The organism is Bradyrhizobium sp. YCK136, assembly GCF_044570075.1.
In the GTDB taxonomy this organism is placed as follows: Bacteria; Pseudomonadota; Alphaproteobacteria; order Rhizobiales; family Xanthobacteraceae; genus Bradyrhizobium; species Bradyrhizobium diazoefficiens.
In genome coordinates, this window is record NZ_CP172424.1 from 9,311,233 (window position 1) to 9,336,700 (window position 25,468).

25 protein-coding genes are annotated in these 25,468 nt (G+C 64.9%); 14 read left to right on the forward strand and 11 right to left on the reverse strand.

The features are described from left to right. Positions 1–101: 101 nt before the first annotated feature. The 3 genes from ACFLEY_RS45140 to ACFLEY_RS45150 all read left to right on the forward strand — a co-directional run bounded on the left by ACFLEY_RS45140 (position 102) and on the right by ACFLEY_RS45150 (position 3,779). Positions 102–1,460 (forward strand): aromatic ring-hydroxylating dioxygenase subunit alpha, encoded by a 1,359-nt coding sequence (locus ACFLEY_RS45140; RefSeq protein WP_060909416.1) that lies wholly within the window; start codon positions 102–104, stop codon positions 1,458–1,460. 136 nt (positions 1,461–1,596) lie between these two features. Beyond that, on the forward strand, positions 1,597–3,033 hold the full coding sequence (locus ACFLEY_RS45145) for a glutamine synthetase family protein (protein WP_211433539.1): 1,437 nt from the start codon (positions 1,597–1,599) through the stop codon (positions 3,031–3,033). 332 nt (positions 3,034–3,365) lie between these two features. Continuing rightward, on the forward strand, positions 3,366–3,779 hold the full coding sequence (locus ACFLEY_RS45150; protein ID WP_011083888.1) for a hypothetical protein: 414 nt from the start codon (positions 3,366–3,368) through the stop codon (positions 3,777–3,779). A gap of 191 nt (positions 3,780–3,970) precedes the next feature. On the opposite strand, the gene ACFLEY_RS45155 is transcribed toward ACFLEY_RS45150, so the two are convergent. From ACFLEY_RS45155 to ACFLEY_RS45185, 7 genes are all read right to left on the reverse strand, one after another. Then, positions 3,971–4,684, reverse strand: coding sequence for an ABC transporter ATP-binding protein (locus ACFLEY_RS45155; RefSeq protein WP_028172718.1), 714 nt, complete (start codon positions 4,682–4,684; stop codon positions 3,971–3,973). Further along, the gene (locus tag ACFLEY_RS45160) at positions 4,677–5,444 is read right to left on the reverse strand and encodes an ABC transporter ATP-binding protein (protein ID WP_011083886.1); all 768 of its coding nucleotides are present in this window, start codon (positions 5,442–5,444) and stop codon (positions 4,677–4,679) included. The genes ACFLEY_RS45155 and ACFLEY_RS45160 overlap by 8 nt, the downstream gene beginning before the upstream one ends. Next, positions 5,437–6,381: a branched-chain amino acid ABC transporter permease gene (locus ACFLEY_RS45165; RefSeq protein WP_011083885.1), complete on the reverse strand. Its 945-nt coding sequence runs from the start codon at positions 6,379–6,381 to the stop codon at positions 5,437–5,439. The genes ACFLEY_RS45160 and ACFLEY_RS45165 overlap by 8 nt, the downstream gene beginning before the upstream one ends. Continuing rightward, positions 6,378–7,295 (reverse strand): branched-chain amino acid ABC transporter permease, encoded by a 918-nt coding sequence (locus ACFLEY_RS45170; protein WP_060909417.1) that lies wholly within the window; start codon positions 7,293–7,295, stop codon positions 6,378–6,380. The genes ACFLEY_RS45165 and ACFLEY_RS45170 overlap by 4 nt, the downstream gene beginning before the upstream one ends. 312 nt (positions 7,296–7,607) lie before the next feature. Next, on the reverse strand, positions 7,608–7,826 hold the full coding sequence (locus ACFLEY_RS45175; RefSeq protein WP_060909418.1) for a hypothetical protein: 219 nt from the start codon (positions 7,824–7,826) through the stop codon (positions 7,608–7,610). A gap of 1 nt (position 7,827) precedes the next feature. Continuing rightward, positions 7,828–8,487, reverse strand: coding sequence for an acyl-homoserine-lactone synthase (locus ACFLEY_RS45180; RefSeq protein WP_060909419.1), 660 nt, complete (start codon positions 8,485–8,487; stop codon positions 7,828–7,830). 83 nt (positions 8,488–8,570) lie between these two features. Next, positions 8,571–9,299 (reverse strand): LuxR family transcriptional regulator, encoded by a 729-nt coding sequence (locus ACFLEY_RS45185; RefSeq protein WP_060909420.1) that lies wholly within the window; start codon positions 9,297–9,299, stop codon positions 8,571–8,573. Positions 9,300–9,465: 166 nt separating this feature from the next. Between ACFLEY_RS45185 and ACFLEY_RS45190 the strand changes: the two genes are divergently transcribed. From ACFLEY_RS45190 to ACFLEY_RS45230, 9 genes are all read left to right on the forward strand, one after another. Beyond that, the gene (locus ACFLEY_RS45190) at positions 9,466–9,642 is read left to right on the forward strand and encodes a hypothetical protein (protein ID WP_053815098.1); all 177 of its coding nucleotides are present in this window, start codon (positions 9,466–9,468) and stop codon (positions 9,640–9,642) included. A gap of 249 nt (positions 9,643–9,891) precedes the next feature. Beyond that, positions 9,892–10,830, forward strand: coding sequence for a LysR family transcriptional regulator (locus tag ACFLEY_RS45195; protein ID WP_011083880.1), 939 nt, complete (start codon positions 9,892–9,894; stop codon positions 10,828–10,830). A 144-nt stretch (positions 10,831–10,974) separates the two neighbouring features. Beyond that, on the forward strand, positions 10,975–11,853 hold the full coding sequence (locus ACFLEY_RS45200; protein ID WP_011083879.1) for a shikimate dehydrogenase: 879 nt from the start codon (positions 10,975–10,977) through the stop codon (positions 11,851–11,853). Between the two features lie 60 nt (positions 11,854–11,913). Then, a complete protein-coding gene (locus tag ACFLEY_RS45205) occupies positions 11,914–13,044 on the forward strand; it encodes an ABC transporter substrate-binding protein (protein WP_011083878.1) in 1,131 nt (376 codons plus the stop codon). Positions 13,045–13,205: 161 nt separating this feature from the next. Then, positions 13,206–14,081 carry a branched-chain amino acid ABC transporter permease gene (locus ACFLEY_RS45210; protein WP_211433538.1) on the forward strand — a complete coding sequence of 292 codons (876 nt, stop codon included), beginning with the start codon at positions 13,206–13,208 and terminating at the stop codon, positions 14,079–14,081. Then, positions 14,078–15,076: a branched-chain amino acid ABC transporter permease gene (locus ACFLEY_RS45215; RefSeq protein ID WP_011083876.1), complete on the forward strand. Its 999-nt coding sequence runs from the start codon at positions 14,078–14,080 to the stop codon at positions 15,074–15,076. The genes ACFLEY_RS45210 and ACFLEY_RS45215 overlap by 4 nt, the downstream gene beginning before the upstream one ends. Beyond that, entirely contained in the window at positions 15,073–15,816 is a 744-nt protein-coding gene (locus tag ACFLEY_RS45220) for an ABC transporter ATP-binding protein (protein WP_011083875.1), read from the forward strand. Before ACFLEY_RS45215 ends, ACFLEY_RS45220 begins: the two co-directional genes overlap by 4 nt. An 11-nt stretch (positions 15,817–15,827) precedes the next feature. Next, positions 15,828–16,565 carry an ABC transporter ATP-binding protein gene (locus tag ACFLEY_RS45225; RefSeq protein ID WP_060909422.1) on the forward strand — a complete coding sequence of 246 codons (738 nt, stop codon included), beginning with the start codon at positions 15,828–15,830 and terminating at the stop codon, positions 16,563–16,565. Continuing rightward, positions 16,562–18,433, forward strand: a complete 1,872-nt coding sequence (locus tag ACFLEY_RS45230; RefSeq protein ID WP_060909423.1) for a bifunctional sugar phosphate isomerase/epimerase/4-hydroxyphenylpyruvate dioxygenase family protein — start codon at positions 16,562–16,564, stop codon at positions 18,431–18,433. The genes ACFLEY_RS45225 and ACFLEY_RS45230 overlap by 4 nt, the downstream gene beginning before the upstream one ends. A gap of 301 nt (positions 18,434–18,734) precedes the next feature. On the opposite strand, the gene ACFLEY_RS45235 is transcribed toward ACFLEY_RS45230, so the two are convergent. Further along, complete coding sequence (locus ACFLEY_RS45235) at positions 18,735–19,907, reverse strand: ABC transporter substrate-binding protein (RefSeq protein WP_028172709.1); 1,173 nt, start codon at positions 19,905–19,907, stop codon at positions 18,735–18,737. A gap of 322 nt (positions 19,908–20,229) precedes the next feature. On the opposite strand from ACFLEY_RS45235, the gene ACFLEY_RS45240 reads away from it, so the two are divergent. After that, positions 20,230–21,495: an NAD(P)/FAD-dependent oxidoreductase gene (locus ACFLEY_RS45240; RefSeq protein ID WP_060909424.1), complete on the forward strand. Its 1,266-nt coding sequence runs from the start codon at positions 20,230–20,232 to the stop codon at positions 21,493–21,495. A gap of 290 nt (positions 21,496–21,785) precedes the next feature. Here ACFLEY_RS45240 and ACFLEY_RS45245 read toward each other — a convergent pair whose 3' ends face one another. Genes ACFLEY_RS45245 through ACFLEY_RS45255 form a run of 3 tightly spaced genes read right to left on the reverse strand, consistent with a single transcriptional unit; the run spans position 21,786 to position 24,594 of the window. Continuing rightward, a complete protein-coding gene (locus tag ACFLEY_RS45245; protein ID WP_060909425.1) occupies positions 21,786–22,997 on the reverse strand; it encodes an ABC transporter substrate-binding protein in 1,212 nt (403 codons plus the stop codon). A gap of 52 nt (positions 22,998–23,049) precedes the next feature. Then, the gene (locus tag ACFLEY_RS45250; RefSeq protein ID WP_028172706.1) at positions 23,050–23,373 is read right to left on the reverse strand and encodes a 2Fe-2S iron-sulfur cluster-binding protein; all 324 of its coding nucleotides are present in this window, start codon (positions 23,371–23,373) and stop codon (positions 23,050–23,052) included. Between the two features lie 12 nt (positions 23,374–23,385). Next, on the reverse strand, positions 23,386–24,594 hold the full coding sequence (locus tag ACFLEY_RS45255; RefSeq protein WP_060909426.1) for a cytochrome P450: 1,209 nt from the start codon (positions 24,592–24,594) through the stop codon (positions 23,386–23,388). 83 nt (positions 24,595–24,677) lie between these two features. Between ACFLEY_RS45255 and ACFLEY_RS45260 the strand changes: the two genes are divergently transcribed. Next, positions 24,678–25,184 (forward strand): MarR family winged helix-turn-helix transcriptional regulator, encoded by a 507-nt coding sequence (locus ACFLEY_RS45260; RefSeq protein WP_060909427.1) that lies wholly within the window; start codon positions 24,678–24,680, stop codon positions 25,182–25,184. The last annotated feature ends 284 nt before the right edge of the window (positions 25,185–25,468 follow it).

The window sequence follows — 25,468 nt, forward strand, 5'->3', positions numbered from 1 at the left end:
CCTGCAAAATAGTGCTTGCCGCCGATCCAAGGCATGTCATAATTCGCCCATTCGTTCAATAGGCGAACAAACGCCACTCCGAGATATGGGATGCACTCGCCATGATGAGCCAGGAGCAGAACGACCTGATCACCCGCACCGGGCCCAAGGACCCCTGCGGAAAGCTGATGCGGAGCTACTGGCAGCCGGCGGCGCTGGTCGAGGAGCTGGAAGGCGCGCGGCCGATCCGCCCCGTGCGACTGCTCGGCGAAAACCTCGTGCTGTTCCGCGACGAGCGAGGGCGCTACGGCCTGATCGATCGCCACTGCGCGCATCGCGGCGCCGACCTCGCCTTCGGGCGGCTCGAGCATGGCGGCCTGCGCTGCGCCTTCCACGGCTGGCTGTTCGACGCCACCGGCCAGTGCATCGAGACGCCGGCAGAGCCGAAGGATTCAAAGCTCTGCCAGAACATCCGCCAGCGCTCCTATCCTGTCGTGGAGAAGAGCGGCATCCTCTGGGCTTATCTCGGCGAGGGTGAGCCGCCTGCATTTCCCGAGATCGACTGCTTTGTCGCGCCTGATACTCACACGTTCGCGTTCAAGGGCCACATGGCCTGCAACTGGCTCCAGGCGCTCGAGGTCGGCATCGATCCCGCGCACGCCTCCTATCTGCACCGCTTCTTCGAGGACGAGGATACCTCCACCGCCTACGGCAAGCAGTTCCGCGGCGCCTCCGCGGGCAGCGACCTGCCGATGACGAAGATCCTGCGCGAATACGACCGTCCGATCATCAATGTCGAGCACACCGAATACGGCCTCCGGCTGATCGCGCTGCGCGAGATCGACGAGGAGCGCACCCATGTGCGCGTCACCAACCAGCTGTTCCCGCACGGCTTCGTCATCCCCATGAGCACGGAGATGACGATCACGCAGTGGCACGTGCCGGTCGACGACGAGAACTGCTACTGGTACGCGATCTTCACCAGCTACACGAACCCCGTCGACAAAAAGAAGATGCGCGACCAGCGGCTCGAGCTCTATGAGCTGCCCGACTACAAATCGCGCAAGAACAGCGGCAACGATTACGGTTTCGATCCGCACGAGCAGCAGACCGCGACCTATACCGGCATGGGCAACGACATCAACGTCCACGACCAGTGGGCGGTGGAGTCGATGGGCGCGATCCAGGACCGCACCAAGGAGCACCTCGGCCAGAGCGACAAGGCAATCGTGCAATACCGCCGCCTGCTGCGGCAGGAGATCGAGAAAGTCGGCGGCGGCGAGAAGCCGATGCTGTTCCTCGACGAGGCCAACGCGCGCAGCATCCAGGGACCGGCGACCATGGACGGCATCGGGCCGACGCGGGGCTGGGAGACCTACTGGATGGAAGTCGACGTCAAGCGCCGCCGCGGCGCGCCGTGGACCGCGCCGGTGCCGAAGGAGATCGACGGCAAGGTGCATCGGCTGATGGCGGCGGAGTGATTTTTGGGGCATCGTCATTCCGGGGCGATGCGATAGCATCGTACTATGGTGCGCACTTGCGCACCTGAGAATCTCGAGGTTCCGGGTCTGGTCCTTCGGACCATCCCGGAACGACAGCTATCGGGGAGCAATAGCAGTGACTTTCGTCGCGCGTCATGCGCTGTGGTCGGATGAACAGAAGGACGCGGCGCAACGCATGCGCCGCATCGTCGAGGAGAAGAACCTCGAGGTCATCCGCCTCGCCTTCCCCGACCAGCACGGCATCCTGCGCGGCAAGACCATCATCGCCGCGGAGGCGATCGCCTCGCTGGAGAGCGGCTGCTCCATCACCACCACCATGCTCGCCAAGGACACCTCGCACCGCACGGTGTTCCCGGTGTTCACATCGGGCGGCGGGTTCGGCATGAAGGAGATGGAGGGCGCAGCCGACGTGCTGATGGTTGCCGATCCCACCACCTTCCGCGTGCTGCCATGGGCGCCGACCACGGGCTGGGTGCTGTGCGATCTCCATTTCAATGACGGCCGCCCCGTGCCGTTCGCAACGCGCGGGCTTTATCGCAAGGTGCTCGATGAGCTTGCTGGCCGCGGCCACGATTTCGTCGCCGGGCTCGAGGTCGAGTTCCACATCTTCAAGCTCGACGATCCGCATATGCGTGCGGAGGACGCCGGCCAGCCCGGGACGCCGCCCTCGGTGAGCCTGCTCAGCCACGGCTACCAGTACCTCACCGAGCAGCGCTTCGATCAGATGGAGCCGGTGCTGGAGATCCTGCGCCGCGACGTCGTCGCACTCGGCCTGCCCTTGCGCTCGGTCGAGGTCGAGTTCGGGCCAAGCCAGTGCGAGTTCACCTTCGCGCCGAGGAAGGGCCTCGAGCCCGCCGACAACATGGTGCTGTTCCGCTCGGCCGTGAAGCAGATCGCGCGGCGCCACGGCTATCACGCCACTTTCATGTGCCGCCCCAAACTGCCGAACCTGTTCGCGAGCGGCTGGCATCTGCACCAGTCGATCGTCTCGCGCACCAGCGGCGAAAACCAGTTCATGGCGCAGGCAGGCGGCGAGCCGCTCAGCGCGTTCGGCCGCGCCTACCTTGCCGGCCTGCTCGACCACGCCCGCGCGTCCGCCGTGTTCACCACCCCGACCATCAACGGCTACAAGCGCTACCGCTCCTATTCGCTGGCGCCCGACCGCGCGATCTGGGGCCGCGACAATCGCGGCGTGATGATCCGCGTGCTCGGGGCTGCCGGCGATGCCGCCACGCGCCTTGAGAACCGCATCGGCGAGCCGGCTGCCAATCCCTATCTCTACATGGCCTCGCAAATCCTCTCCGGCCTCGACGGCGTCGATCGCAAGCTCGATCCCGGCCCGTCGGCCGACACGCCCTACGAAACCAAGGCGCCGCTGCTGCCGAAGTCACTGCGCGATGCGGTTGCGGCGCTGAAGGACGATCCGTTCTTCCGCGAGAAGTTCGGTGCGGAGTTCGTCGACTACTACACCCACATCAAGAACGCCGAGATCGACCGCTTCCTCGCCGAGGTCACCGACTGGGAGCACCGCGAATATTTCGAGATGTTCTGACACCCCTCTCGACGGGCGGCCTTGGGGAGCACCATAGCGCACGGCTCACGCCGCTGTGAGGCGACTTCGTCCCGCCTGTTCCGACGACATCTCCCCACCATCCGACGAAGCCATTTTCCTCCCCCCTCGAAAACAGCCGGAAAGACACGGGGTCTAGAGTCCCTGCCGATGATCAACAACGGAGTTCGGTCATGTTGGGTCGATTGTTCAGTCTGATCTATCGCTTGTCCTGCCGGGCCACCCTGATCGAAATCGGCACGCACCACCTGTCGCGTTAGGCGCCGGCGCGTGCGAATTGGGTAAGACATACTGGCCAGATAACGGGGGTTCTCATGCGCAAGCTGATCCTGATCGCCGTGATGTCGCTGGTCGCAACCGAGGCTTATGCCGGTGGTCCGCGGAGCCTGAGCCTTGCGGCAACCAATTCGAACCAGCAGGCCACCGAGCCGCCGGCCGCGACGGCAACCGTGCCGGCGCAGACGACGCAGGCTCCGGCGGCAACGCAGGCGCCGAATCTGCAGACGGCGACGACCGCGCCGACCTCAACACCGCCAGCCGCAATCACTGCTACGACGCCGCCGACAGCAGCCGCACCGGTCGCGACCGGCCCGGTTGCCACGCCCCCCACTCAGTCCACTGCCGCACCGGTGGCCAGCACGACCGAAACGGCGAAGCCAAAGCGCCGCCAGCCGTCCACCGAGGCCCGCGTGATCCGCGAGCTGCACCGGCATGGGATTTATTGGTGATTGGTTCGCACCCCGGCGTCGTCCTGGCGAAAGCCAGGACCGATTACCCCAGGGAGCAGTTTGGCGAAGACGGGTCGTCCGGTACGGATACCACCTGCAATCGATGGATTCCGCGGTATGGGTCCTGGCCTTCGCCAGGACGACACCGAGAGATCGGCGGGAGCGCTCTGCCCCTCACCTCGCCGAGCCCGCTAGATCCCCAGATATTTATGCTGCAGATCCGGCTCGGCCATCAGCTGATCCGACGTGCCGCTCCACACCGTCTTGCCGCGCTCGATGATGAAGTGGCGATCGCAGATGCGGGCGAGGTGATCGACGTTCTTGTCGACGACCAGGATCGACTGGCCCCGGCTCTTGAGCAGCGACAGGCAGTTCCAGATTTCTTCGCGGATCAATGGCGCAAGGCCCTCGGTCGCTTCGTCCAGAATGAGGAGCTTCGGGTTGGTCATCAGCGCGCGGCCGATCGCCAGCATCTGCTGCTCGCCGCCGGAGAGCTGGTTGCCCATGTTCGACGCGCGTTCGGCGAGGCGCGGGAACATCACGTAGATGGCCGCGAGCGTCCAGGGATTGCTGCTGCCGAAGCGGTCGGCCGCCGCCGCGACCAGGTTTTCGCGCACGGTGAGGTTCGGGAAGATCTGGCGTCCCTCGGGCACCAGGCCGACGCCGAGTTTTGCGATCCTGTAGGACGGTTGCGTTCGCACCTCGGAGCCCGCAAAACGGATGCTCCCGGCGCGCGCCGGTGTCAGGCCCATGATGGAGCGGATGGTCGTCGTCTTGCCCATACCGTTGCGGCCCATCAGCGAGACCATCTCGCCCGGCTTGATCGACAGCGACAGGCCGAACAGCACCTGGGAGAGGCCGTAGCAGGTCTCGATGCCGTCAACGTCGAGCAGCGTGTCAGCCATGGTGCGTCACCACATGCTGGTCGCCGAGATAGGCGCGCTTGACGTCCTCGTTGGCGCGGATCGCGGCCGGATCGCCCGAGGCGATGACGCGGCCATAGACCAGCACCGAGATGCGGTCGGCCAGCGCGAACACCGCCGGCATGTCGTGCTCGACCAGCACGATCGAGACCTCCCTGCGCAGCTCCTGGAGCAACTTGACCATGCGCTGGGATTCGGTGACGCCGAGGCCGGCCATGGGCTCGTCGAGCAGGAGCAATTTCGGTTTGCTGGCGAGCGCGACCGCAAGCTCCAGCTCGCGGCGCTCGCCATGGCTGAGCCTGTTCACGACGACGTCGGCGCGATGCAACAGGCCGACGCGGTCGAGCGCGGCATGGGCGGCGTCGCGCAAGCCCTTTTCCTTGCGCGCGTTGGCGAAGAAGCGGAACGAGGTGCCGGCATGGGCCTGCGCCGCCAGCGCGACGTTGTCGGCGGCGGTGAAGTCGAGCAGCAGCGAGGTGATCTGGAACGACCGCGCCAGCCCCAGCGCGCAGCGGCGATAGGCCGGCAGGTAGGTGATGTCGCGCCCGCCGAGCGAGACGCTGCCGGAATGCGGTTCGAGATGCCCGGTGAGCTGGCTGATCAGCGTGGTCTTGCCGGCGCCGTTCGGGCCGATGATGGCGTGCAGCTCGCCGGCCGCGACGTCGAGCGAGACGTTGTCCGTCGCGATGATGCCGCCGAAGCGGCGCACCAGCTTCTCGACGCGGAGCAAGGGTTCAGCCACGGCCAGCCCTCCCGAGCATGCCCATGATGCCGCCGCGCCCGAACAGCACGATCAGCAGCAGTAGCGGCCCCATGATCAGCGCCCAATATTCGGTGATCTGCGACAGGAACTCCTCCAGCAGCAGGAACACCACCGCGCCCATCACCGGGCCGAACAGCGTACCCATGCCGCCGAGGATCACCATCACCATGAGGTCGCCGGAACGCGTCCAGTACATCACGGCCGGGCTGATGAAGTCGGTGTTGTTGGCGAGCAGCGCGCCGGCAAGTCCGCACATCATGCCGGAGATGACGAAGCAGACCAACTGATAGCGCTTGGCGGGAAAGCCGATCGCCTGCATGCGCTGCTCGTTGGAGCGCAGGCCCTGCACGACGAGACCGAAGCGCGAATTGACGATGCGCCAGATCAGGAACAGGACGCCGAGAAGACAGGCGAGGCAGAGATAATAGAACTGCACGCGATTGCCGAGATTGATCAGCCCGGAGAAGTCGCTGCGCTTGTAGACGGTGAGGCCGTCGTCGCCGCCGTAACGCGCCAGCCCCGAGGCGACGTAATAGGCCATCTGCGCAAAGGCCAGCGTGATCATGATGAAATAGACGCCGCGGGTGCGCAAAGAGAGCGCGCCGATCACCAGCGCGTAGATCGCGGAGGCCGCCAGCGCGACTGGAAACTGGATGAAGCCGGAACCTACGCCTTCCTGCGCGAGCATGCCGACGGCGTAGCCGCCGATGCCGAGATAGGCGGCGTGGCCAAAGCTCATCATGCCGCCAAAACCCATGATGAGGTTGAGGCTCGCGGCGGCCAGCGCCAGGATGACGATGCGGGTGAACAGCGTCAGGATGAAGACGTTGCCGGATGCTTGCGAATACAGCGGCAGCAGCACGAGGCCTGCCAGCATCAGGGCCGTGACGGCCTTGCTCACCGTGAAAGCCTTCATCGACGGTTGGCCGGAAACAGCCCCTCCGGCCGCACCACCAGCACGATCGCCATCACAAGATAGATCAGCATGGACGACAGCGCGGGCGCGGCGGTGGAGGCCGCGGCGCCGCTGAGCACCTGCCGCAGCAGGTTCGGCAGGAAGGCGCGGCCGAGCGTGTCGATCATGCCGACGAAGATCGCGGCCAGGAACGCGCCGCGGATCGAGCCGATGCCGCCGATCACGATGATGACGAAGGCCAGGATCAGGATGTTCTCGCCCATGCCGATCTGCACGGTGAGGATCGGCGCCTGCATCAGGCCGGCAAGGCCGGCGAGCGCGGCACCGAGACCGAACACCAGCGTGTAGAGCAGCTTGATGTTGATGCCGAGCGCGCCGATCATCTCTCGGTTGGAGGCGCCGGCCCGGATCAGCATGCCGATGCGGGTGCGCATCACGCCGAGATAGAGCAGCAGCGCGACCAGCAGCGCCACCACGATGATGGCGAGGCGATAGGCGGGATAGTGAATGCCGGGCAGGATCGGCACCGGCACGGTGAGCCAGGCCGGCAGCGGCAGCGCCAGGCCTGCCGGGCCCCAGATCAGCCGCACGGCTTCATTGAAGAACAGGATCAGGCCGAAGGTCGCGAGCACGTGGTCGAGATGGTCGCGGCCGTAGAGATCCCGCAGCGCCGTCATCTCGAGCACGATGCCGAGCACGAGCGTTGCGCCGAGCGCCATCAGCGCACCGAGCAGGAAGCTGCCGGTCCAGGCCGCGAAGGTCGCGGCGAAATAGGCGCCCATCATGTAGAGCGAGCCGTGCGCGAGGTTGACGAGATCCATGATCCCGAACACCAGCGTCAGGCCGGCGGCGAGCAGGAACAGCAGCAGGCCGAACTGCAATCCGTTCAAAAACTGTTCGACGACTAGCAGCATCAAGACTCTTTCAGGCGCACGCAGCGTCGCGCCGATGTTCGAACACGGTCGCCATCAGTGAAAGAGCTCCCCCTGCCTCTTCAAGGCCGAAAAATGGGTAATGGCAGTATCGTTCAGAGGCAAGAGCGATTTGACACCAAACATGCACTTTGTTGCATCCCGGCGCACACGGCCGAAACCTGTCCTGCGATGCAAGAAGGCTGCCGCGCAGCATGGGGCAACCTGCCGCACCCAAACGATCACCCTCCCCCCGGGTAGGCCGGGGAGAGGGTGAGGACGTCGTCAGAATGAAGGAAGTGAAGAAGGTTGCGTCTAGTGCGACGTCATCTGCCGGGGAAGATCGTCCGGCTCGGCGAGCACGCTGTTTGCCGTCGAGGCCTCCAGTGCGGCCATCCGGAACAGATAGGCAAGCGTCGTCAGTCCGGAGTCGTCCGCCATCTGCGCCAGCTCGAGCGCCATGTCGGACATGTAGCCGAGATTCTCGTCCTTGATTTGCGCCATGATCTGGCTGTCCCGCATCATATTCGACATTTCAGGCGCTCTTTCGTTGCGCGGCAGCGAGGCCGCAAAGGTTGGCACGGGCGACGGCGTCCAGACGCGGGCCGTCCTGTTGCACGATGGAAGGCATGCCGATGCGATCATGCAGGACATCGAGCGTCTGGCGACGAATGTCGACGGTGGCCGCCATGGTCCAGGCGTTCTCGACCAGAGCCGGCAGGCCGAGCGGCGTCACGACGAAGCCGGCCTCGTGGAAGCGCGGCAACCACCAGGTTTCCATGATCGCGCTGACCTGCGCGATTCCCTGGTCGAGGCAGAACTCCTGCACCGCCGCCATCAGTTGCAGGTTGAGCGCGCCGTCGCGGCGATCGCGGACGACGAAGTAGCGCGACCATTCCCATATCAGCGGATCCGAGGGGCAGCCGCGAACCGCCGCCAGATGCGGGAAGACCTCGCTCATCATCGAGGGCTTGGTCGTGGGGTAGAGCCGGTGGCCGCCGACGACGCGTCGTCCCTCCAGCGCAAGCAGATAGACGGTATCCTCGTCGTCATAGGAATCGACCTCGCGGCCATCCGGCCTGCGCAGCGTCTCCCAGTGCCGCTCCTCGACAAAGATGTCATGACGCAGCCGGAAATGCTGCTCGATTACGTCCTCGTATAAGTGGCGATTGACCGCGGAAATTGCGTGAATCATGGAAACCCCCATTCAGCCTCAATGGGGGGCAGCCTCTGCGAAAAGAGGCAGGTTCGATATTGGGAAATTTCCCAGTACGTCGCTTAGGGATTGATGATCTTGTGGCGAATCGCCAGCGCAACCGCATGCGTACGGTTGACCGCACCGAGCTTGCGCGCAGCAGTTGCAAGATGCTCTTCGGCGGTGCGCTGCGTGATGTGCAGGATCTCGCCGATCTCCCAGGCCGACTTGCCCTGCGAGGCCCAGGAGATCACCTCGCGCTCGCGCGGGGTGAGACGCGTCGACGGATACGGCGTCGGGTCGAGCAGACGGCGAATGTGGTCGAAGCCATACATCGCCATCAGGTGCAGCGCCGGCTTGCTGCGGGGATTGAGGTCGAGATGGACGCCGCCGAGCGACACCGCGGCTTCATAGCCGGTGAGCCCGTGGATCGGCACGATGAAGCCGCGCGACATGCGAAAATCGCCGGCGCGGTTCATCACCTCGGCCGCGCTCGGCTCGAGCTCGGCATCATAGGGCGCCTCCGACCACTCGAACGGATTGACCGATTGCCGGCACAGCCGCACCACGGGATCGAAGCGGTCATAGTTGTTCTGAGTGTAGAGATTGAACCATCCCGCCGGCCAGCGCTTGGCGAGCACCATCTGCGCAAACCGCTGATCGGGATTCGGCAATCCCGTCACAATGATAGTTTCGAAGCCGAAACGGCCGAAGGCCGCTTCAAGCGCGTTCATGGCGTCCGGTACCTTGCGATAGACACCCAGGCCTTCGATGAAATCGAGCGCTTCCCGGCCATAATCGACGGCGGACATCGGTGCGTTTCCTGACCCTCGTCGTCCGCTATAGCACGTATTTGGGGGCTGCCTCAATTCGCTGCTTCCGTAGTTCTCCGGTATCCGCCTGCTCCGAAGCTTTAATCTACTTGTGGAAGAAGGGACGTCAAGTTACACCTGTGGCGTACAAAGCGGGAAAACCACGATGGACGACGAGAACATCGCCCTCAACAGCGTGCTCGGCCTGGAATTGAACCGCGTGTTTTTCGCCGTCCGTGAAACGGCAAACAAGCAGAAGATCATCGAGTTCGCGCGCGAGGTGCTACAGAGCGAGCGCGCCGAGTTCGCGAACAGCGTATCGCCCGAAGGGCCGGCGAGCTAGCAGACGACGCCGATGCAACAGATCGCGCGACGCCGCCGCCCTTCCATTTGAACGCGCAGATTTTAGTCGAAACACGCCAACCGCGAAATTACTCCGCCATCATCGTCAGCGAATGAGCGGCGCCCTTACCCTCCCCTGGAGGGCATGGGAATCGCTCGCTGCGCTGCCATGGCTCGCCATTTGCCGCTGGCTGACCTCGCTTCTCTCGTGAGATGATCGCCGCACGATCCTCTTTCGGAAGCCCGGGACATGATGACGCTGCGCCAGGTTGAAGTGATCCGTGCCGTGATGGTGACGGGCACCATTGGCGGTGCGGCGAAGCTGCTCAACGTCTCGGCGCCGGGGATCAGCCGCCTCGTCAAATACACCGAGCGCTCGCTCGGCATCCGCTTCTTCCAGCGCCAGAACGGCCGCTACTTCCCGACGCCGGAAGCCGAGAACATCTTCGAGCAGATCAACGGCGTCTACAAGAAGGTCGACGACCTCTCCGAGATCATCTCCAAGATCGGCCGCGGCGGCCTGTCGGAATTGCGCATCGGCTCGGTGCCGAGCATCTCGCAGGTGATGGTGCCGCGCGCGATCGAGCGCGTCCGGCGCCGCTATCCCGATCTCGGCATCGACATCAACATCCTCAAGCTCGAGGAGGCCATCGACTATCTCCTGCTCGGCCGCGGCGAGTGCGTGGCGATGAGCTACCGGCTCGAGCATTCCGGGCTCGACTTCCTGCCGCTCGCCTCGGGCGAGCTCTATTGCATCGTGCCGCCCGGCCACGAGCTCGCCGGCCGGAAGCAGGTGTCGGCGGCCGAGATCACCCGCTACCCGCTGATCGGCATCGATCCGAACGACCCCTACGGCCGGATCATGGCCGGGATCTTTTCGCGCAACCGGCTCGATTACAACATCACCATCCGCGCGCGCTTCGGCACCACGGTCTGCGCGCTGGTGAAAGCGGGGCTCGGCATCGCCGTCATCGACCAGTTCACGGTGGCCCATGGCGGCTATCCCGGGATCGAGCTGCTCAAGATCACCGAGCCGACGCGGTTCGACACCTATATCGCGGTGAAGCGCGGCGCACCGCTGTCGCTTCACGTCGAGTATTTCATCGAATCCCTGCGCGCCGAGATGCGCGCGGTCGAGCCGTCCCGCGGCAACGGCAGGGCTGCGCCTGCACGCGGACGGAAGAAATAACATGATGTTAGGTTTGCGGGGCATAAGGGTAATTGTGTTAGGCGAGGGAAAGGCTATCGTCGCACGCGGAAGCCCCCTTGGAATTGCGCAGGTTTCCCCGCTAATGGCCGGGACCGAACGCTCCCAACGAGACGATAGCGAACCATGTCGAAGCGCGGATACGCCGCCAGCAAGAAACTCCTCACCGGCCTGATCGGCGCGCCGATCGCGCATTCCGCTTCCCCCGCCATGCATGAGCGCGCCGCCGAGGCGCTCGGCCTGCGCGGTCACTACCAGCTGATCGAGGTCGCAGGCGCCGACGCGGCCGGACTGAGGCTGATGCTCGAAGGCGTGCGGCGGCTCGGCTTTGCCGGCGTCAACGTGACCTATCCTTACAAGGAAGCGGTGGTCCCACTGCTCGACGCACTGGCGCCGGGCGCCGCCGCGATGGGCGCGGTCAACACCGTCGTTGTCAGGGACGGCCGCCTGACCGGCCACAACACCGACACCACCGGCTTTGCGCGCGCGGTGGCGCCGCTGCTGGCGCCGTCTGGAAATGCGGTTGCCGTGATCGGCACGGGCGGCGTCGGCAAAGCGATCGCCTTCGCACTGGCGAGCCTTGAGGTCGCCGACCTCCGCATCTTCGACTCCGAACCGGCGCGGGCCGAAAAACTTGCCGCACTGCTTGCCAAGCATGGCGGCGCCAGGGTCGCGAAAAGCGTCGAGGACGCGCTCGACGGCGCGACCGGGCTCGTCAACGGCACGCCGGTCGGCATGCTGCCGAACCGCGGCATGCCTGTTCCGGCTGCGCTGCTGCACGAGAAGCTCTGGGTGGCCGACGCCGTCTATTCGCCGCTGATCACGCCGCTGCTGGCCGCGGCGCAGGAGCGCGGCGCGAAGATCATGACCGGGCGGGAGCTTGCGATCTACCAGGCCGCCGACGCTTTCGAACTGTTCACCGGCCTTGCCCCATCGACCGAAGTCATGGGAGAGGCTTTTGACGAGGTGATGGCGGCACGAAGCTCAGCCTATCACGCAGCGTAACCGAAGCGGCCGGACACAAGGCCGCGGACAACAACATCAGAGGGAACGGGAGGAGAGACGATGAAATCGACTATTCTGGCAGGCGCCCTGCTTGCCTTCGCGACTGCAACCAGCGTCCACGCACAGGCGATCAAGCTCGCCGACGTCGCCGAGCTGTCGGGCGGCGGCGCCACCGTCGGCACCAACTGGAAGAACGGCATCGACCTCGCGATCGAGGAGATCAACGCCAAGGGCGGCGTGCTCGGCCGCAAGCTCGAGGTCACCCATGCCGACTCGCAATCCAATCCGGGCGTTGCCCGCGCGCAAGTGCAGAAGGCACTCGATGCCGAGCCCTATGTGCTGCTCGGACCCGGCTATTCCGGCTCGGTGAAGGTCACCGCACCGCTCGCGGCCGAAGCCGGCATCGCGCAGATCATGGGCGGCGAAGCCGCCGAGCTGACGCAAGCCGGCAACAAGTTCCTGTTCCGCACCTCGTTCGGCCAGCAATCCTCGATGCCGAAGGTCGCAAAATACATCCACGACGAGATGAAGGCGAAGTCGGTCGCGGTGGTCTGGGTCAACAACGACTTCGGCCGCGGCGGACGCGACGTCGTCGTGAAGGAGCTCGACCGGCTCGGCTCCAAGGTCGTCGCCGATCTCTCCACCGAAGCAGGCCAGGCCGACTTCGCCGCCGACGTCGGCAAGATCAAGTCTGCCAATCCCGACGCCGTATTCGTCTATCTCAACGAGGAAGAGAGCGCGCGCATCCTGAAAGAGCTGAAGCGCCAGGGCGTCACCGCGCCGCTGATGGGCGAGACCACGCTGATCGGCCAGAAGGTGATCGAGCTCGCCGGCGATGCCGCCAACGGCGCGCGCGGCCATGTCGGCCTCACGACGGACGCACCGGTCGACCTGATCAAGGCGTTCCGCGAGAAGTTTTCCAAGAAGTACAATTACGTGCCGGACCACAACGGCCTGAAGGGCTACCTCGCCGTCTACATGGTGAAGGCCACCACCGAGAAGATGGGCAAGGTCGATTCCAAGGCGTTCGCCGACACGCTGCATGGCCTGACCATCAAGGCCGCGGACGAGCCGGGCATCCTGATGGACGTCACCTTCAGCGAGACCGGCGACATCGACCGCCAGAGTTTTCTGGTCGAAGTGGTCGAAGGCAAGCAGGTGGTGAAGCAGGTGCTGCCGAAGGTGAAGTGAGGCTTCTTTGCCTCTCCCCGCACGCGGGGAGAGGCCGACGCGCGAAGCGCGGCGGGTGAGGGGGAGCTTCCGCGAGTCCAACTGTCACTGACTTCGCGGAGACTCCCCCTCACCCCGACCCTCTCCCCGCAAGCGGGGAGAGGGAGAGGAGAGAGGGGAAAATGTCCAATCTGTTCGATCTTCTGGTCGCAGGACTTGCCACCGGCGCCATCTATGCACTGGTCGCGGTCGGCTTCACGCTGCTGTGGCAGACCTCGCAGACCATCAATTTCGCGCAGGGCGAGTTCGTGATGCTGCCGGCGTTCCTGATGCTCGTGACGATGCATGCCGGCGCGCCGTTCTGGCTCGCGATCATCCTCGGCATCTTGCTCTCGATGATCCTGCTCGGCCTCGCCTTCAAGATGCTGCTGGTCGATCCGATGATGCGCCATGGCGTGCTGCCGCTGGCGATCGCGACCATGGCGCTGGCGATCGGCATCAAGGAATCGGTGAAGCAGTTCTTCAGCGCGGAGGCCTCGCCCTTCCCCTCGATCGTGCCGACCGGCGATATCTCCATCCTCGGCCACGCCGTCTCGCTGCAAAGCATCGGCGTCCTCGTCGTCGCCATTCTTGCAGTCTTCGGCCTGACCTCGCTCCTCAACCGCACCTCGCTCGGCCACCAGATGCAGGCGGCGGCGCAGAACCCGACGGTGGCGCGCATCATCGGCGTGCCCGTGGAGCGCATGATCCTGTTGACCTTCCTGATCAACGCCTTCCTGGTCGCGCTGGCCTCGCTGCTGATCACGCCAATCTATCTGGCAAAATTCTCGTCCGGCGAGGTGCTGGGCCAGGCCGCCTTCATCGCGGCGATCGTCGGCGGCTTCAACCAGGTGCGCGGCGCGATCGCGGGCGGCCTGTTGATCGGCGTGCTCGACAATCTCGCGGCAAGCTACGTCTCGACGCAATACCGCGCGGCCGTGCCGCTGATCTTCCTGATCGTCGTCATCCTGTTCCGGCCGCAAGGACTGCTCGGCCGCGCCGAGGAGCGCACGGTATGAGCAGCTTTGGCAAACCCCTGAAGATCGCGCTCGGCCTCATCGTCATCGCCGGCCTGATCATCGTCCCCATGAACTTCAACCGCTACGGCCTGTTCATCCTGAGCCAGTGGGCGGTGATGACCATCGCCGCGATGGGCCTCAACCTCACGCTCGGCTATGCCGGCCAGGTCTCGCTTGCCCAGGGCGCCTTCGTCGGCATCGGCGCCTATGCGGCGGCGATCATGACCACCCATGGCTGGCCGCTGCCGGTCGCGATCCTGGTTGCGATCGTCTTGAGCTTCGGCGTCGGCTGGGTGCTCGGCTATCCCGCGCTGCGCGTGCAGCACCACTACCTCGCTTTCGTCACGCTCGCCTTCTCGACATTGGCCTTTCTGGTGTTCCGCAACGAGAGCTGGCTGACGGGCGGCATCTACGGCATCTCCAACATTCCGCGCCCGCATTTCTTCGGAATCGCGACCAACAAGCCGCTGCCCTTCTACTATGTCTGCCTCGGCTCGCTCGCGATCGTCTCGCTCGCGGTGTGGTGGCTGATCCGCTCGCCCTGGGGCCGCGCCTTCATGGCGCTGCGCGAAAACCCGCTGCGCGCGCAATCGCTCGGCATCGACACAAGGCGCTACACGCTGATGGCGTTTGCGATCGGCTCGGCGCTTGGCGGCGTTGCCGGCGCGCTCTACGCGCCGCTGACGCAATATATCGATCCGGTGCCGTTCAACCTGTCGCTCTCGCTCGATCTCCTGATGATGGTGATCGTCGGCGGCGCCGGCTTCTATTTCGGTCCCTTCCTGGGCGCGATGATCGCGGTGCTGCTGCCGGAATGGCTGCGCTTCACGGAAGGGTATTACCTGATGCTCTATGCGATCGCGGTGATGCTGCTGCTGATCTGGTCGCCGACCGGCATCTTGGGAATCCTCGACCGTTATCTCGCCGAGCGCCGCACCAAGGCGGCTTCTGCGCTGCGCGCCGTGGCAAAATCCCGGCTGGAGACGGTGCAATGAGTGCGGTCCTCGAAGTCACCAACATCAAGAAGAATTTTGGCGGCATCAGCGCGGTCGCCGACGTCAGCTTCGACGTCCGCGAAGGCGAGATCCTCGGCCTGATCGGGCCGAACGGCTGCGGCAAGTCGACCCTGTTCAACTGCATTCTTGGCCAGCTCACGCCATCAGGCGGCGAAGTGAAGCTCGACGGCAAGGTCGTCACGGGGCTGCGCCCCTCCGAGCTCAACAAGCTCGGTGTCAGCCGCACCTTCCAGCTCTTGCAGGTGTTTCCAAAACTGTCGGTGCGCGAGAATTTGATCCTCGCGGGACAGGAGCACCAGGGCAACATGGCCTCGCGCCTGGTCGGCCGCTCCGATGCCGGGCTGACGGAGGCCGCCAACCAGATGATCGGCTTCTTCAAGCTCGACCATCTCGCGGCTGAACCTGCCGGCGGTCTGTCCTACGGCCAGCAGAAGCTGCTCGATGCCGCCATGGCTTTCATGGGCGGACCGCGCCTCGTGCTGCTCGACGAGCCCGCCGGCGGCGTCAACCCGTCGATGCTAGCGGACCTGAAGGACCGGCTGGTCGCGATCAACCGCCAGAAGAACGCGACCTTCGTCGTGATCGAGCACAACATGGAGTTCGTGATGTCGCTGTGCTCGCGCGTGATGGTGATGGCCGAAGGCAAGGTGCTGGCGATGGGACGGCCGGACGAGGTCCGCAAGAACCCGGCCGTGATCGAAGCTTATCTGGGACATTGAGGGCACGAGCCATGAGCGACCCGATCCTCTCGGTTCACAATCTCGTCGGCGGCTACGGCAAGATGACGATCCTGAACGGCACGACGTTTTCCGTTCCGCAGGCCACCATCACCACCATCATCGGCCCCAACGGCGCCGGTAAGTCGACCGTGTTCAAGGCGATCTTCGGCCTGCTCAAGCTGCGCGAGGGCAAGGTCAGTTTTGCCGGTCGCGACGTCACGAACTTAAGCCAGCGCGCGCTGCTCAATGCCGGTATCTGCTACGTTCCGCAGGGCCGCAACATCTTCCCCGAGCTGTCGGTGCGCCACAACATCGAACTCGGCGGCGTCGCCGCCGGGAAGGGTCTCGACCTGCCCAAGCGGATCGAGGCGGCACTCGACCTGTTTCCGGCGCTCCGGCGCAAGTCGGCACAGCAGGCCTCGACGCTCTCGGGCGGCGAGCAGAAGCAGCTCGAGATCGCCCGCTCGCTGCTGCTCGAGCCGAAGCTCGTGCTGATCGACGAGCCCTCGATCGGTCTGTCGCCGCTGATGGTGCAGCAGACCTTCGACATCCTCAAGAACCTGCGCGACCGCGGCGTCACTATCCTGATGATCGAACAGAACGCGCGCTCGGCGCTGGAGATCTCCGATATCGGCATCGTGCTCGAGCTCGGCCAGACCCGCATGGTCGACGGCGCGAAGCGCATCCTGAACGATCCCCGCATCGGCCAGCTCTTCCTCGGGGGAGCCATGGAGGAGACAGCAGCATGAACAAGCGCTCGATCGCGACCGTCTCTCTCTCGGGGGCGCTGGACGAAAAGCTGCGCGCCATCGCAGCCGCCGGCTTCGACGAGGTCGAGATATTCGAGAACGACCTGCTGTCGTTCGGCGCGGGCCCGCGCGACATCGCAAAGCTCTGCCGCGATCTCAACCTCAAGATCTGCGCGTTCCAGCCGTTCCGCGATTTCGAGGGCATGCCGGAGCCGCAGCGCGCGCGCAACTTTGCCCGCGCCGAACGCAAGTTCGACTTGATGCAGGAGCTCGGCACCGACCTGCTGCTGATCTGCTCCAACGTCTCCCCCAGCTCGCTCGGCGGCATCGACCGTGCCGCGGACGATTTTCGCGAGCTCGGCGATCGCGCGGCCAAGCGGGGCTTGCGCGTCGGCTACGAGGCGCTGGCCTGGGGACGGCATGTCAACGACTACCGCGATGCCTGGGAGATCGTGCGGCGCGCCGATCATCCCGCGATCGGCGTCATCCTCGACAGTTTTCATGCACTCGCTCCGGGCTTTCCGGTCCGCGCTATGGCCTCGATCCCCGGCGACAAGATCTTTCTGGTGCAGCTCGCCGACGCACCAAAGCTCGAGCTCGACATCTTGTCCTGGAGCCGGCACTTCCGCTCGTTCCCCGGCCAGGGCGATCTGCCGGTCGGCGAATTCATGGCGGCGGTCGCGGCGACCGGCTATGCCGGACCGCTGTCGCTGGAGATTTTCAACGACCAGTTCCGCGCCGGCTCGGCCGCGCAGACCGCCATCGACGGCCTGCGCTCGCTGATCCTGCTGGAGGACCAGCTTGCACCGGATTGGCCGAAGCTCGTCAGCGAGCCACTGGCGCCGAAGGCCAAAAGTCACGGCACCGGCTTCATCGAGTTCGCCGTCAACGAGACCAAGGCCGGCGAACTCGCCCGCCTGTTGTCGCAGCTCGGATTCCGCAAGACCGGCGAGCATCGCAGCAAGGCGGTGGAGCGCTGGTCGCAGGGCAAGGTCGAGCTCGTCATCAATTGCGAGACCGACGGCTTTGCGCATTCGCACTACGTCACGCACGGCCCCGGCGTCTGCGCCATCGCGCTCGACGTCGACAATGCGGGCCTTGCCATGCAGCGCGCCGAGGCATTGAAGGCGCGCACCTACTATCAGCCGGTCGGGCCGGGCGAGCTGGAGATTCCCGCGATCCACGGCGTCGGCGGCAGCCTGCTTTATTTCCTCGATCAGGCCGGCAAGAACTGGGACACCGATTTCGAACCGGTTGCGAGCGAGGCGAGCGCGGACGCGCTGCTCGCCGTCGACCACATCGCGCAGTCGATGCCCTATGACGAGATGCTGTCCTGGCTGCTGTTCTACACCGGCATCCTCGACCTCAAGCGCCTGCCGCAGATGGAGATCGCCGATCCCAGGGGCCTCGTGCAGAGCCAGGCCATCATCAACGGCGACCAGAGCCTGCGTTTCGTGCTCAACGGCTCCTCCGCCAACCGCACCCTGCCGGCCCGCTTCATCTCGGAGTTCTTCGGCTCGGGCGTGCAGCACGTCGCGTTTGCATGCCGGGACATCTTTGCAGCGGTCGCAGCGATGCGCGCCCGCGGCGCGGGCTTTCTGGATATTCCCGACAATTACTACGACGACATCGAAGCCAAATACGACCTCGCGCCCGACCTGATGGCGCAGCTACGCGCCAACCACATCCTCTACGACCGCGAGGGCGACGGTGAGTTCTTCCAGGTCTACACCCACATCTTCGACGAGCGCTTCTTCTTTGAGATCGTCGAACGAAGGGATTATCAGGGCTTCGGCGCGGCCAATGCCGGGATCAGGCTCGCGGCGCAATCACGCGAAGTGCGGCCCGCGAGCATGCCGCGGGTGTAGCTCTTCGCCTCTCCCCGCTCGCGGGGAGAGGCCGGAATTCGCGCGCAGCTTGAATTCCGGGTGAGGGGGAGTCTCCGCGAGAGACATGACAATCGGGGGCACCACTCTCTCAATACGTCATTGCCAGCGCAGCGAAGCAATCCAGAATCCCTCCGCGGAAAGGCTCTGGCTGCGCTCGCAATGACGATGTGGGGAATTTCGAGGAATTCGACTCGCTCCGTCCTCGCGGAGACAGCCGCTCACCCCGCCCCTCTCCCCGTAAGAGCGGGGAGAGGGAGAGGAGAGAGCTCGCCCAACCAGCTCACTTCATCGCGCACTTCTGATGGAAGCGATCCTGGTCGTTCTCGACGATGGTGGCGACCGTCTTCAGCGCGAGCTGGCCATCGGCGTCCTTGACCACGTCCTGGAGATAGAAGCTCTGCACCGGGATGTGGTTGTTGCCGTACTTGAACGCACCGCGCAGCGACTTGAAGTTGGCCTTCTCCATCTCGGCCTTCATCGCGTCCTTCTTGCTGGTGTCGCCCTTCACCGCGACGACGGCGCTGTTGATGAGCTGGGCGGCGTCGTAGGTCTGGGCGCCGTAATAGGTCGGACGCAGATTGGGGTACTTCTTGCGGTAGTCGGCAACGAAGCGCTTGTTCTGCTCGTTGGGCAGGTCGTTCACCCACTGCTGCGCGCCGGGAACCCCTAACGCGTTCTCCTTCTGGAGCGGCAACGACAGCTCGTCGACGGTAAAGGCGGTGTAGAGCGGCATCGTGCTCTTCAGGCCGGCCTGGGTATATTGATTGAGGAACTGCACGCCGGCGGCACCGGGGTAGAACACGAAGATCGACTCGGCGCCGGAAGCGCGGGCCTTGGAGAGCTCGGCGGAGAAGTCGAGCTGGCTCGGCCAGACCGTGTATTCTTCGCCCTTGATCTCACCCTTGAAGGTGTTCTTGAGGCCCGCGAGCATGTCCTTGCCGGCCGCGTAGTTCGGCCCGATCAGGAAGACGCTCTTGACGCCCTTCTGGTTCATGTAGAGGCCCATGGCCTGCGGCGTCTGGTCGTTCTGCCAGGAGGTGGAGAACACGTAAGGTGAGCAGAGCTCGCCGGCGAGCTGCGACGGGCCGGCATTGGCCGAGATCAGGAAGGTCTGCGAGTCCACCGCGGTCTTCAAGGAAGCCAGCAGCACGTTCGACCAGATATAGCCGACGATGAAATCGACCTTGTCGGACTGCACCAGCTTCTCGGTCTTCTGCTTGCCGACATCGGGCTTCTGGCCGTCGTCCTCGTAGATCACCTCGACCGGCTTGCCGTCCATCTTGCGGCCGAGATGATCCAGCGCCAGCTCGAACGAGTTGCGCATGTCATTGCCGATCACGGCGGTCGGGCCGCTGAAGGTCGAGACGAAACCGATCTTGATGGTGTCGCCGGCGAATGCCGGATTTGCCAGCACCAGCGCCGCTGCGCCCGCCAGCCAGAATGCCGTCCTCATAACCACTCCCCTCCTTATTATTGATCCCGGAAACGGGGTGATCGCCGCCCCGGGCCTGTCTCTATTGAACGCAAAATCTGTCGAGCCGCCAATGGCTCAGCACCCGTCCCTGCACCATATTTCGCCCCCATCGGCGATGGCAAGAAATATAATTCTACTCACTTCGGCCGAGGCCGGCCTGAGGCCGGTCCGGAGGCTGCGGCGCTTTTTCGCGGCACGACGATACGCCCAGCCTATTCCGCGATTGATGACGGCTATTGGACCGCGGGTCACTTTCCGCACTTAAATGAAGCGGAGAAGCAGCAAGAGTCGAGGGCGCATCATGACCACCACACCCCATCGTGTCGTCATCGTCGGCGCCGGCTTCGGCGGGCTGGAGGCGACCTACCGGCTGGCGGGCGCCCCGGTCGACATCACGCTGATCGACCGCCGCAACCATCATCTGTTCCAGCCGCTGCTCTACCAGGTCGCGACCGCATCGCTTGCGACCAGCGAGATCGCCTGGCCGGTCCGCCATCTCATGCGCGACCGGCGCGAGGTGACGACGCTGTTCGCGACGGTCAGCGGCGTCGATGCTAACAGGCGCTACGTGCTGATCGACGACGGCAGCGAGGTGCCCTACGACACGCTGGTGCTCGCCACCGGTGCGCGTCACGCCTATTTCGGCCATGACGAATGGGAGCAGTTCGCGCCCGGCCTGAAGACGCTGGAGGACGCGACCACGCTGCGCCGGCATATCCTGGTGGCGTTCGAGCGCGCCGAGCGCGAGACCGATCCGGCCAAGCGCGCGGCGCGGCTGACCTTCGTCATCGTCGGCGCCGGCCCCACCGGCGTCGAGCTCGCCGGCACCATCGCCGAAATGGCGCATCACACCCTGCCGGAAGATTTCCGCAACATCGATACGACCAAGGCGCGCGTGGTGCTGATCGAGGCGGGGCCGCGCGTGCTCGCAGGCTTCGCCGACGAGCTCTCGGCCTATGCACAAGCGTCGCTGGAGAAGATCGGCGTCGAGGTCGTGCTCGGCCAGCCCGTCACCGAGATCGACCGCGACGGCGTGGTCTATGGCGGCACGCGCCTGGACGCGAAGACCAAGATCTGGGCCGCGGGCGTGCGCGCCTCGCCCGCCGCCGAATGGCTGGGCGTGCCGGCCGATCGCGCCGGCCGTGTGCAGGTCGAGGCCGACCTGACGATCCCCGGCCATCCCGAGATCTTTGCCATCGGCGACACCGTGACGATCAGTGCCTGGGAGGGCAAGCCGGTGCCCGGAATCGCGCCCGCCGCCAAACAGCAGGGGCGGCACGTCGCCGAGACCGTCAAGGCGCGCCTGCGCGGAGAGACGAAGGGAGCGTTCCGCTACAAGCACTCTGGCAGCCTCGCGCAGATCGGCAAGCGCCTCGCGGTGATCGATTTCGGCCGCATCAAGCTGCGCGGCACCATCGCGTGGTGGATCTGGGGCATCGCCCACATCTACTTCCTGATCGGCCTCCGCCACCGCCTCAGCGTCGCCCTGAGCTGGCTCTGGATCTACGCGCGAGATCAGCGCGCGGCGAGGCTGATCACGCAGGGATCGAGCAAGGTGGTGGGGTGACGGCTTCTCCCTCTCCCCGCTTGCGGGGAGAGGGTCGGGGTGAGGGGGAGTCTCCGCGGGGACAGTAGGAGTCGAATCCTTCGATGCTCCCCCACCGTCGTTGCGAGCGCCGCGAAGCAATCCAGGGTCTTCCCGCGGAGGAATTCTGGGTTGCTTCGCTGCGCTCGCAATGACGCGTTGAAAGATCGTCGTTCCCGCGGACATGTGACTCGCGGAAGCACCCCCTCACCCGGATTGCATCTTCGATGCAATCCGGCGTCTCCCCGCAAGCGGGGAGAGGCAAAGAGCAATTACTTCACCAACTCGCACCCGCCCTCCGCCAGCGGGCGAAACGCCTGCTCCGCCGGAATCGTCGAGACCAGCTTGTAGTAGTCGTAAGGGTATTTTGACTCCTCCGGCTTCTTCACCTCGAACAGATACATGGGATGCACGACGCGGCCGTCCTGGCGCATGGCGGTGTCGCCGAACAGTTTGTCCTTGCCCCTGAACTTCTTCATCTCGGGCACGGCGTCCTTGGCGTTGTCGCTGCCGGTTGCGGCAACCGCGTTGAGATAGGCGAGCGTGGAGGCATAGACGCCGGCTTGGTTGCCGCTCGGCATCTTGCCGTTCATCCCCGGCCGCGCACCGAAGCGCTTGGCAAACGCGCGGGTGTCGTCGTTCATGTCCCAGTAGAAGGCTTCCATGAGCTGGAGCCCCTGCGCGACCTTGATGCCCATGCCGTGGACGTCGTTGATGAAGAGCAGGAAGGCGACGAGCTTCTGCCCGCTTTGCTGAATGCCGAACTCGGCGGCCTGCTTCACCACATTGATGGTGTCGCCGCCGGCATTGGCAAGGCCAATCACCTGCGCCTTCGAGCTCTGCGCCTGCAACAGGAAGGAGGCAAAGTCAGACGTGCCGAGCGGGTGCTTGGAGGAACCGATCACCTTGCCGCCGTGCGCCTCGATATATTTCTGCGCTTCGGCCTCGATGCCCTTGCCGAGCGCGAAATCGACCGTGAGGAAGTACCAGTCCTTGCCGCCGCGCGACACCATCGCGGCCGCCGTGGTGTTGCCGGTCGCCCAGGTGTCGTTGACCCACTGGATGGTGTTGGGCGAGCAGGCCTTGCCGGTGAGATCCGAGCTCGCCGTGGACGACGCCAGGAAAGTCATGCGGCTGTCGCGCAGCAGCGTGTTGATGGAGAGGCCGACCGCAGAATTCGGCACGTCGACAATGGCATCGACGCCCTCGACATCGAGCCATTTGCGCGCAATCGCATTACCGACATCGGCCTTGTTCTGGTGGTCGGCGTAGACGATCTCGACCTTGATGTTCTTAGCCCCGCCGTTGAAATCCTCGGCCGCCATGCGCGCGGCCTCGACCGAGCCCATGCCGTTGGTGTCCTGGAAGATCCCGGAGATGTCGTTGAGCACGCCGATGCGCACGACGTTGTCGGAGATTTCGCCGCTTGCCGCGCCGCTCACGAGGCTTGCGGCCAGCGCGAGCGTCCATTTCAGGTGTTTCATCGTTCCCTCCCCTTATGTGTGTCGCGCCGGTCGTCGCCGGCACGTTTGGAATTCAGACCTGTCGTTCCGGCAGTCTCAGCACGAGCCCGTCGAGCGCGGGCGTGATCATGATCTGGCAGGACAGCCGGCTGTTCGGCAGCCGCTCGGCGGCGGTGCCGTCGAGCAGCGCGTCTTCGTCATCTGCCATCGCGGGCAGGCGCGCGAGCCAGGCTTCGTCAACATAGACGTGGCAGGTCGCGCACATGGCATTGCCGCCGCACTCGGCCAGGATGCCGTCGAGGCCATGGCGGGTCGCGGCCTGCATGGCGCTTTCGTCGGCTGACGTTTCGACACGATCGGACTTGCCGTCGGCACGAATGAAAGTAATGGCGGGCATCGAGGCTCCTCGTCAGGCCGGGGTGATAGTGACCGGCAGGCTGTCGAGCCCGCGCAGCGTGTTGTTGAAGCGGCGTTTCGGCTCGCCCGTGATCTCGATCTTCGCGATGCGCCGCGCCAGCGCCGTCAGCATCACTTCGCCTTCGAGGCGCGCAACGAGCTGGCCGACGCACATGTGGATGCCGGAGCCGAAACCGACATGGCCGGACGAGCGGCGGGTGATGTCGTAGCTGTCGGGCTTGTCCCAGCGGCGCGGATCGCGATTGGCGGCGGCGAGAAACATCAGCACCTTCTCACCTTCGCCGATCGTCGCGCCCGACAGTTCGACCTCACGTGTGGTGGTGCGGAAGAAGGTCTGCACCGGGCTTTCGAAACGAACCGCTTCCTCGAAGGCGCTGCGCGCGAGCGAGAGATCGCCGCGCAGGCGCTGCCATTGCTCCGGAAAGCGAGCGAGGCAATAGACGGCCGCGCCGATGCCGTTGACGGTGGTGTCGAGGCCGGCCGACAGCAGCGAGCGCACCAGCAGCGGCGCTTCGGTCGCCGTGATGGCGCCCTCGTCGACCTGGGCATGAATGCAGGCACCAAACCCGCCGGGCGCGAGGTTCTCGCGCTGGCATTGCTCGGCGACATAGGCTTGGTGTGGCGTCGAGCGCGCGATCGCCTCCTGGCGCAGCTGGTTGGGCGGCCCGAACGCGTTGAACACGACGCTCGCGTAGGGAATCAGATGCTCGCGCCCCTCGGATTTCAGCCCGAGCGCATCCGGGAAGATCGAGAGCGGATAGGCCTCGGCGAGGTCGGCGATCGCATCGAAGCTGCGCTTTTCGATCAACGCGTCCACCCGCTCCTCGGCCGCCGCGGCAAAGCGGTCGCGCACCTGCTTCATCACGGTCGGCGACAGCACCTTTGACAGCACGGCGCGGGTGCGGGTGTGCGCGGGCGGATCGGCCTCGAGGATCAGGCTCGGCGGCCGCCACGGCGTCTCCTTCTTGAAATCGGAGAGGCCGACGCCGCGGCTGGAGCAGAACGTCGCGGGATCGTTCAGCACGGCGTGGACCTCGGCATAGCGCGCCACGCCAAAGACGTTCCACTTGTCGAGATAGACCACCGGCCCTGCCTCCCGCAGCAACTCGTGCGTGGGATAGGGGTCGGCAAAAAAGTTCATGTCAAAGGGATCGACGTCGAGATGCGGGACGCCTGATGCGGCGGAGCCGGGTGCGCTCATGGAAGTCCTCCCTCATTTTGATCTTGTGAAAGGGCCGCGCTTGCCCTTAGGTCTCCGGGCACCACGCGAGTCAAAAGCCCGATATGCCGACGTCTTCGACCAGAGCCCGCCAAAAGCCCGCGCCCGCCGAGACCGGGCCGACGCTCGATCTCGATCGTTACGTCCCGGCGTTCATCACCTTCATCGCCAACAAGCTCTCGAACAGCGCGACCGCGTTCTACCAGCGCGAGTTCGGCGTCAACGTCACGGAATGGCGGATCATGTCGCTGCTCGCGATTGAGCCCGGTATTCCCGCCTCGCGGATCTGCCACGTCATCGGCTTCGACAAAGGGCCGGTGAGCCGGACGCTTGCCGGCCTTGAGAAGCGCGGGCTGGTGTCGATCCGCACCGACCCGAATGACGGCCGCACCCATTCGATCGCGCTGACGGCGAGAGGCCGCGCCACCCATGACAAGGTGATCGTCGCGGCGTTCGAGCGCGAACGGCGCCTGCTGTCCTGCCTGAGCAAGGACGAGCGCGAGGTGCTGATCGATCTGCTCCGCCGGCTGCACGAAAATCTCGGCGCGGTGACGGGCAGCAGCACCACGTGACGCACCGCGCGTGAAGCGCGCCGCATCGCCGCTTTCAGGCATGCGCCGGCATTTGCCCGCGGCACCATTCCTGCCGAGCATTGTTTCCTCCGAGATCAGGCGCGGCGGTTCGTCCACCGTCATCCTTGTCCGGAACGGTTCGCACAAATTAGTTGCTTAGGCAACAAAATAATCAGACAGGATATTGCGGCAGGTTGGCTGGCCTATTGGCAGCCTGTCTCACACTCAGCTCGTCATTCCGGGGCGCGCGTACCGCGAACCCGGAATCCATCGTGAAACAGCCC

Coding starts and splice junctions, on each gene's coding strand:
- ACFLEY_RS45260 (WP_060909427.1), top strand. CDS start 24,678: ATGCCGACGTCTTCGACCAGAGCCCGCCAAAAGCCCGCGCCCGCCGAG.
- ACFLEY_RS45185 (WP_060909420.1), bottom strand. CDS start 9,299: ATGTCCGCCGTCGATTATGGCCGGGAAGCGCTCGATTTCATCGAAGGC.
- ACFLEY_RS45255 (WP_060909426.1), bottom strand. CDS start 24,594: ATGAGCGCACCCGGCTCCGCCGCATCAGGCGTCCCGCATCTCGACGTC.
- ACFLEY_RS45150 (WP_011083888.1), top strand. CDS start 3,366: ATGCGCAAGCTGATCCTGATCGCCGTGATGTCGCTGGTCGCAACCGAG.
- ACFLEY_RS45180 (WP_060909419.1), bottom strand. CDS start 8,487: ATGATTCACGCAATTTCCGCGGTCAATCGCCACTTATACGAGGACGTA.
- ACFLEY_RS45190 (WP_053815098.1), top strand. CDS start 9,466: ATGGACGACGAGAACATCGCCCTCAACAGCGTGCTCGGCCTGGAATTG.
- ACFLEY_RS45195 (WP_011083880.1), top strand. CDS start 9,892: ATGATGACGCTGCGCCAGGTTGAAGTGATCCGTGCCGTGATGGTGACG.
- ACFLEY_RS45245 (WP_060909425.1), bottom strand. CDS start 22,997: ATGAAACACCTGAAATGGACGCTCGCGCTGGCCGCAAGCCTCGTGAGC.
- ACFLEY_RS45235 (WP_028172709.1), bottom strand. CDS start 19,907: ATGAGGACGGCATTCTGGCTGGCGGGCGCAGCGGCGCTGGTGCTGGCA.
- ACFLEY_RS45175 (WP_060909418.1), bottom strand. CDS start 7,826: ATGTCGAATATGATGCGGGACAGCCAGATCATGGCGCAAATCAAGGAC.
- ACFLEY_RS45215 (WP_011083876.1), top strand. CDS start 14,078: ATGAGCAGCTTTGGCAAACCCCTGAAGATCGCGCTCGGCCTCATCGTC.
- ACFLEY_RS45210 (WP_211433538.1), top strand. CDS start 13,206: ATGTCCAATCTGTTCGATCTTCTGGTCGCAGGACTTGCCACCGGCGCC.
- ACFLEY_RS45240 (WP_060909424.1), top strand. CDS start 20,230: ATGACCACCACACCCCATCGTGTCGTCATCGTCGGCGCCGGCTTCGGC.
- ACFLEY_RS45170 (WP_060909417.1), bottom strand. CDS start 7,295: ATGCTGCTAGTCGTCGAACAGTTTTTGAACGGATTGCAGTTCGGCCTG.
- ACFLEY_RS45225 (WP_060909422.1), top strand. CDS start 15,828: ATGAGCGACCCGATCCTCTCGGTTCACAATCTCGTCGGCGGCTACGGC.
- ACFLEY_RS45165 (WP_011083885.1), bottom strand. CDS start 6,381: ATGAAGGCTTTCACGGTGAGCAAGGCCGTCACGGCCCTGATGCTGGCA.
- ACFLEY_RS45205 (WP_011083878.1), top strand. CDS start 11,914: ATGAAATCGACTATTCTGGCAGGCGCCCTGCTTGCCTTCGCGACTGCA.
- ACFLEY_RS45230 (WP_060909423.1), top strand. CDS start 16,562: ATGAACAAGCGCTCGATCGCGACCGTCTCTCTCTCGGGGGCGCTGGAC.
- ACFLEY_RS45155 (WP_028172718.1), bottom strand. CDS start 4,684: ATGGCTGACACGCTGCTCGACGTTGACGGCATCGAGACCTGCTACGGC.
- ACFLEY_RS45200 (WP_011083879.1), top strand. CDS start 10,975: ATGTCGAAGCGCGGATACGCCGCCAGCAAGAAACTCCTCACCGGCCTG.
- ACFLEY_RS45220 (WP_011083875.1), top strand. CDS start 15,073: ATGAGTGCGGTCCTCGAAGTCACCAACATCAAGAAGAATTTTGGCGGC.
- ACFLEY_RS45140 (WP_060909416.1), top strand. CDS start 102: ATGATGAGCCAGGAGCAGAACGACCTGATCACCCGCACCGGGCCCAAG.
- ACFLEY_RS45250 (WP_028172706.1), bottom strand. CDS start 23,373: ATGCCCGCCATTACTTTCATTCGTGCCGACGGCAAGTCCGATCGTGTC.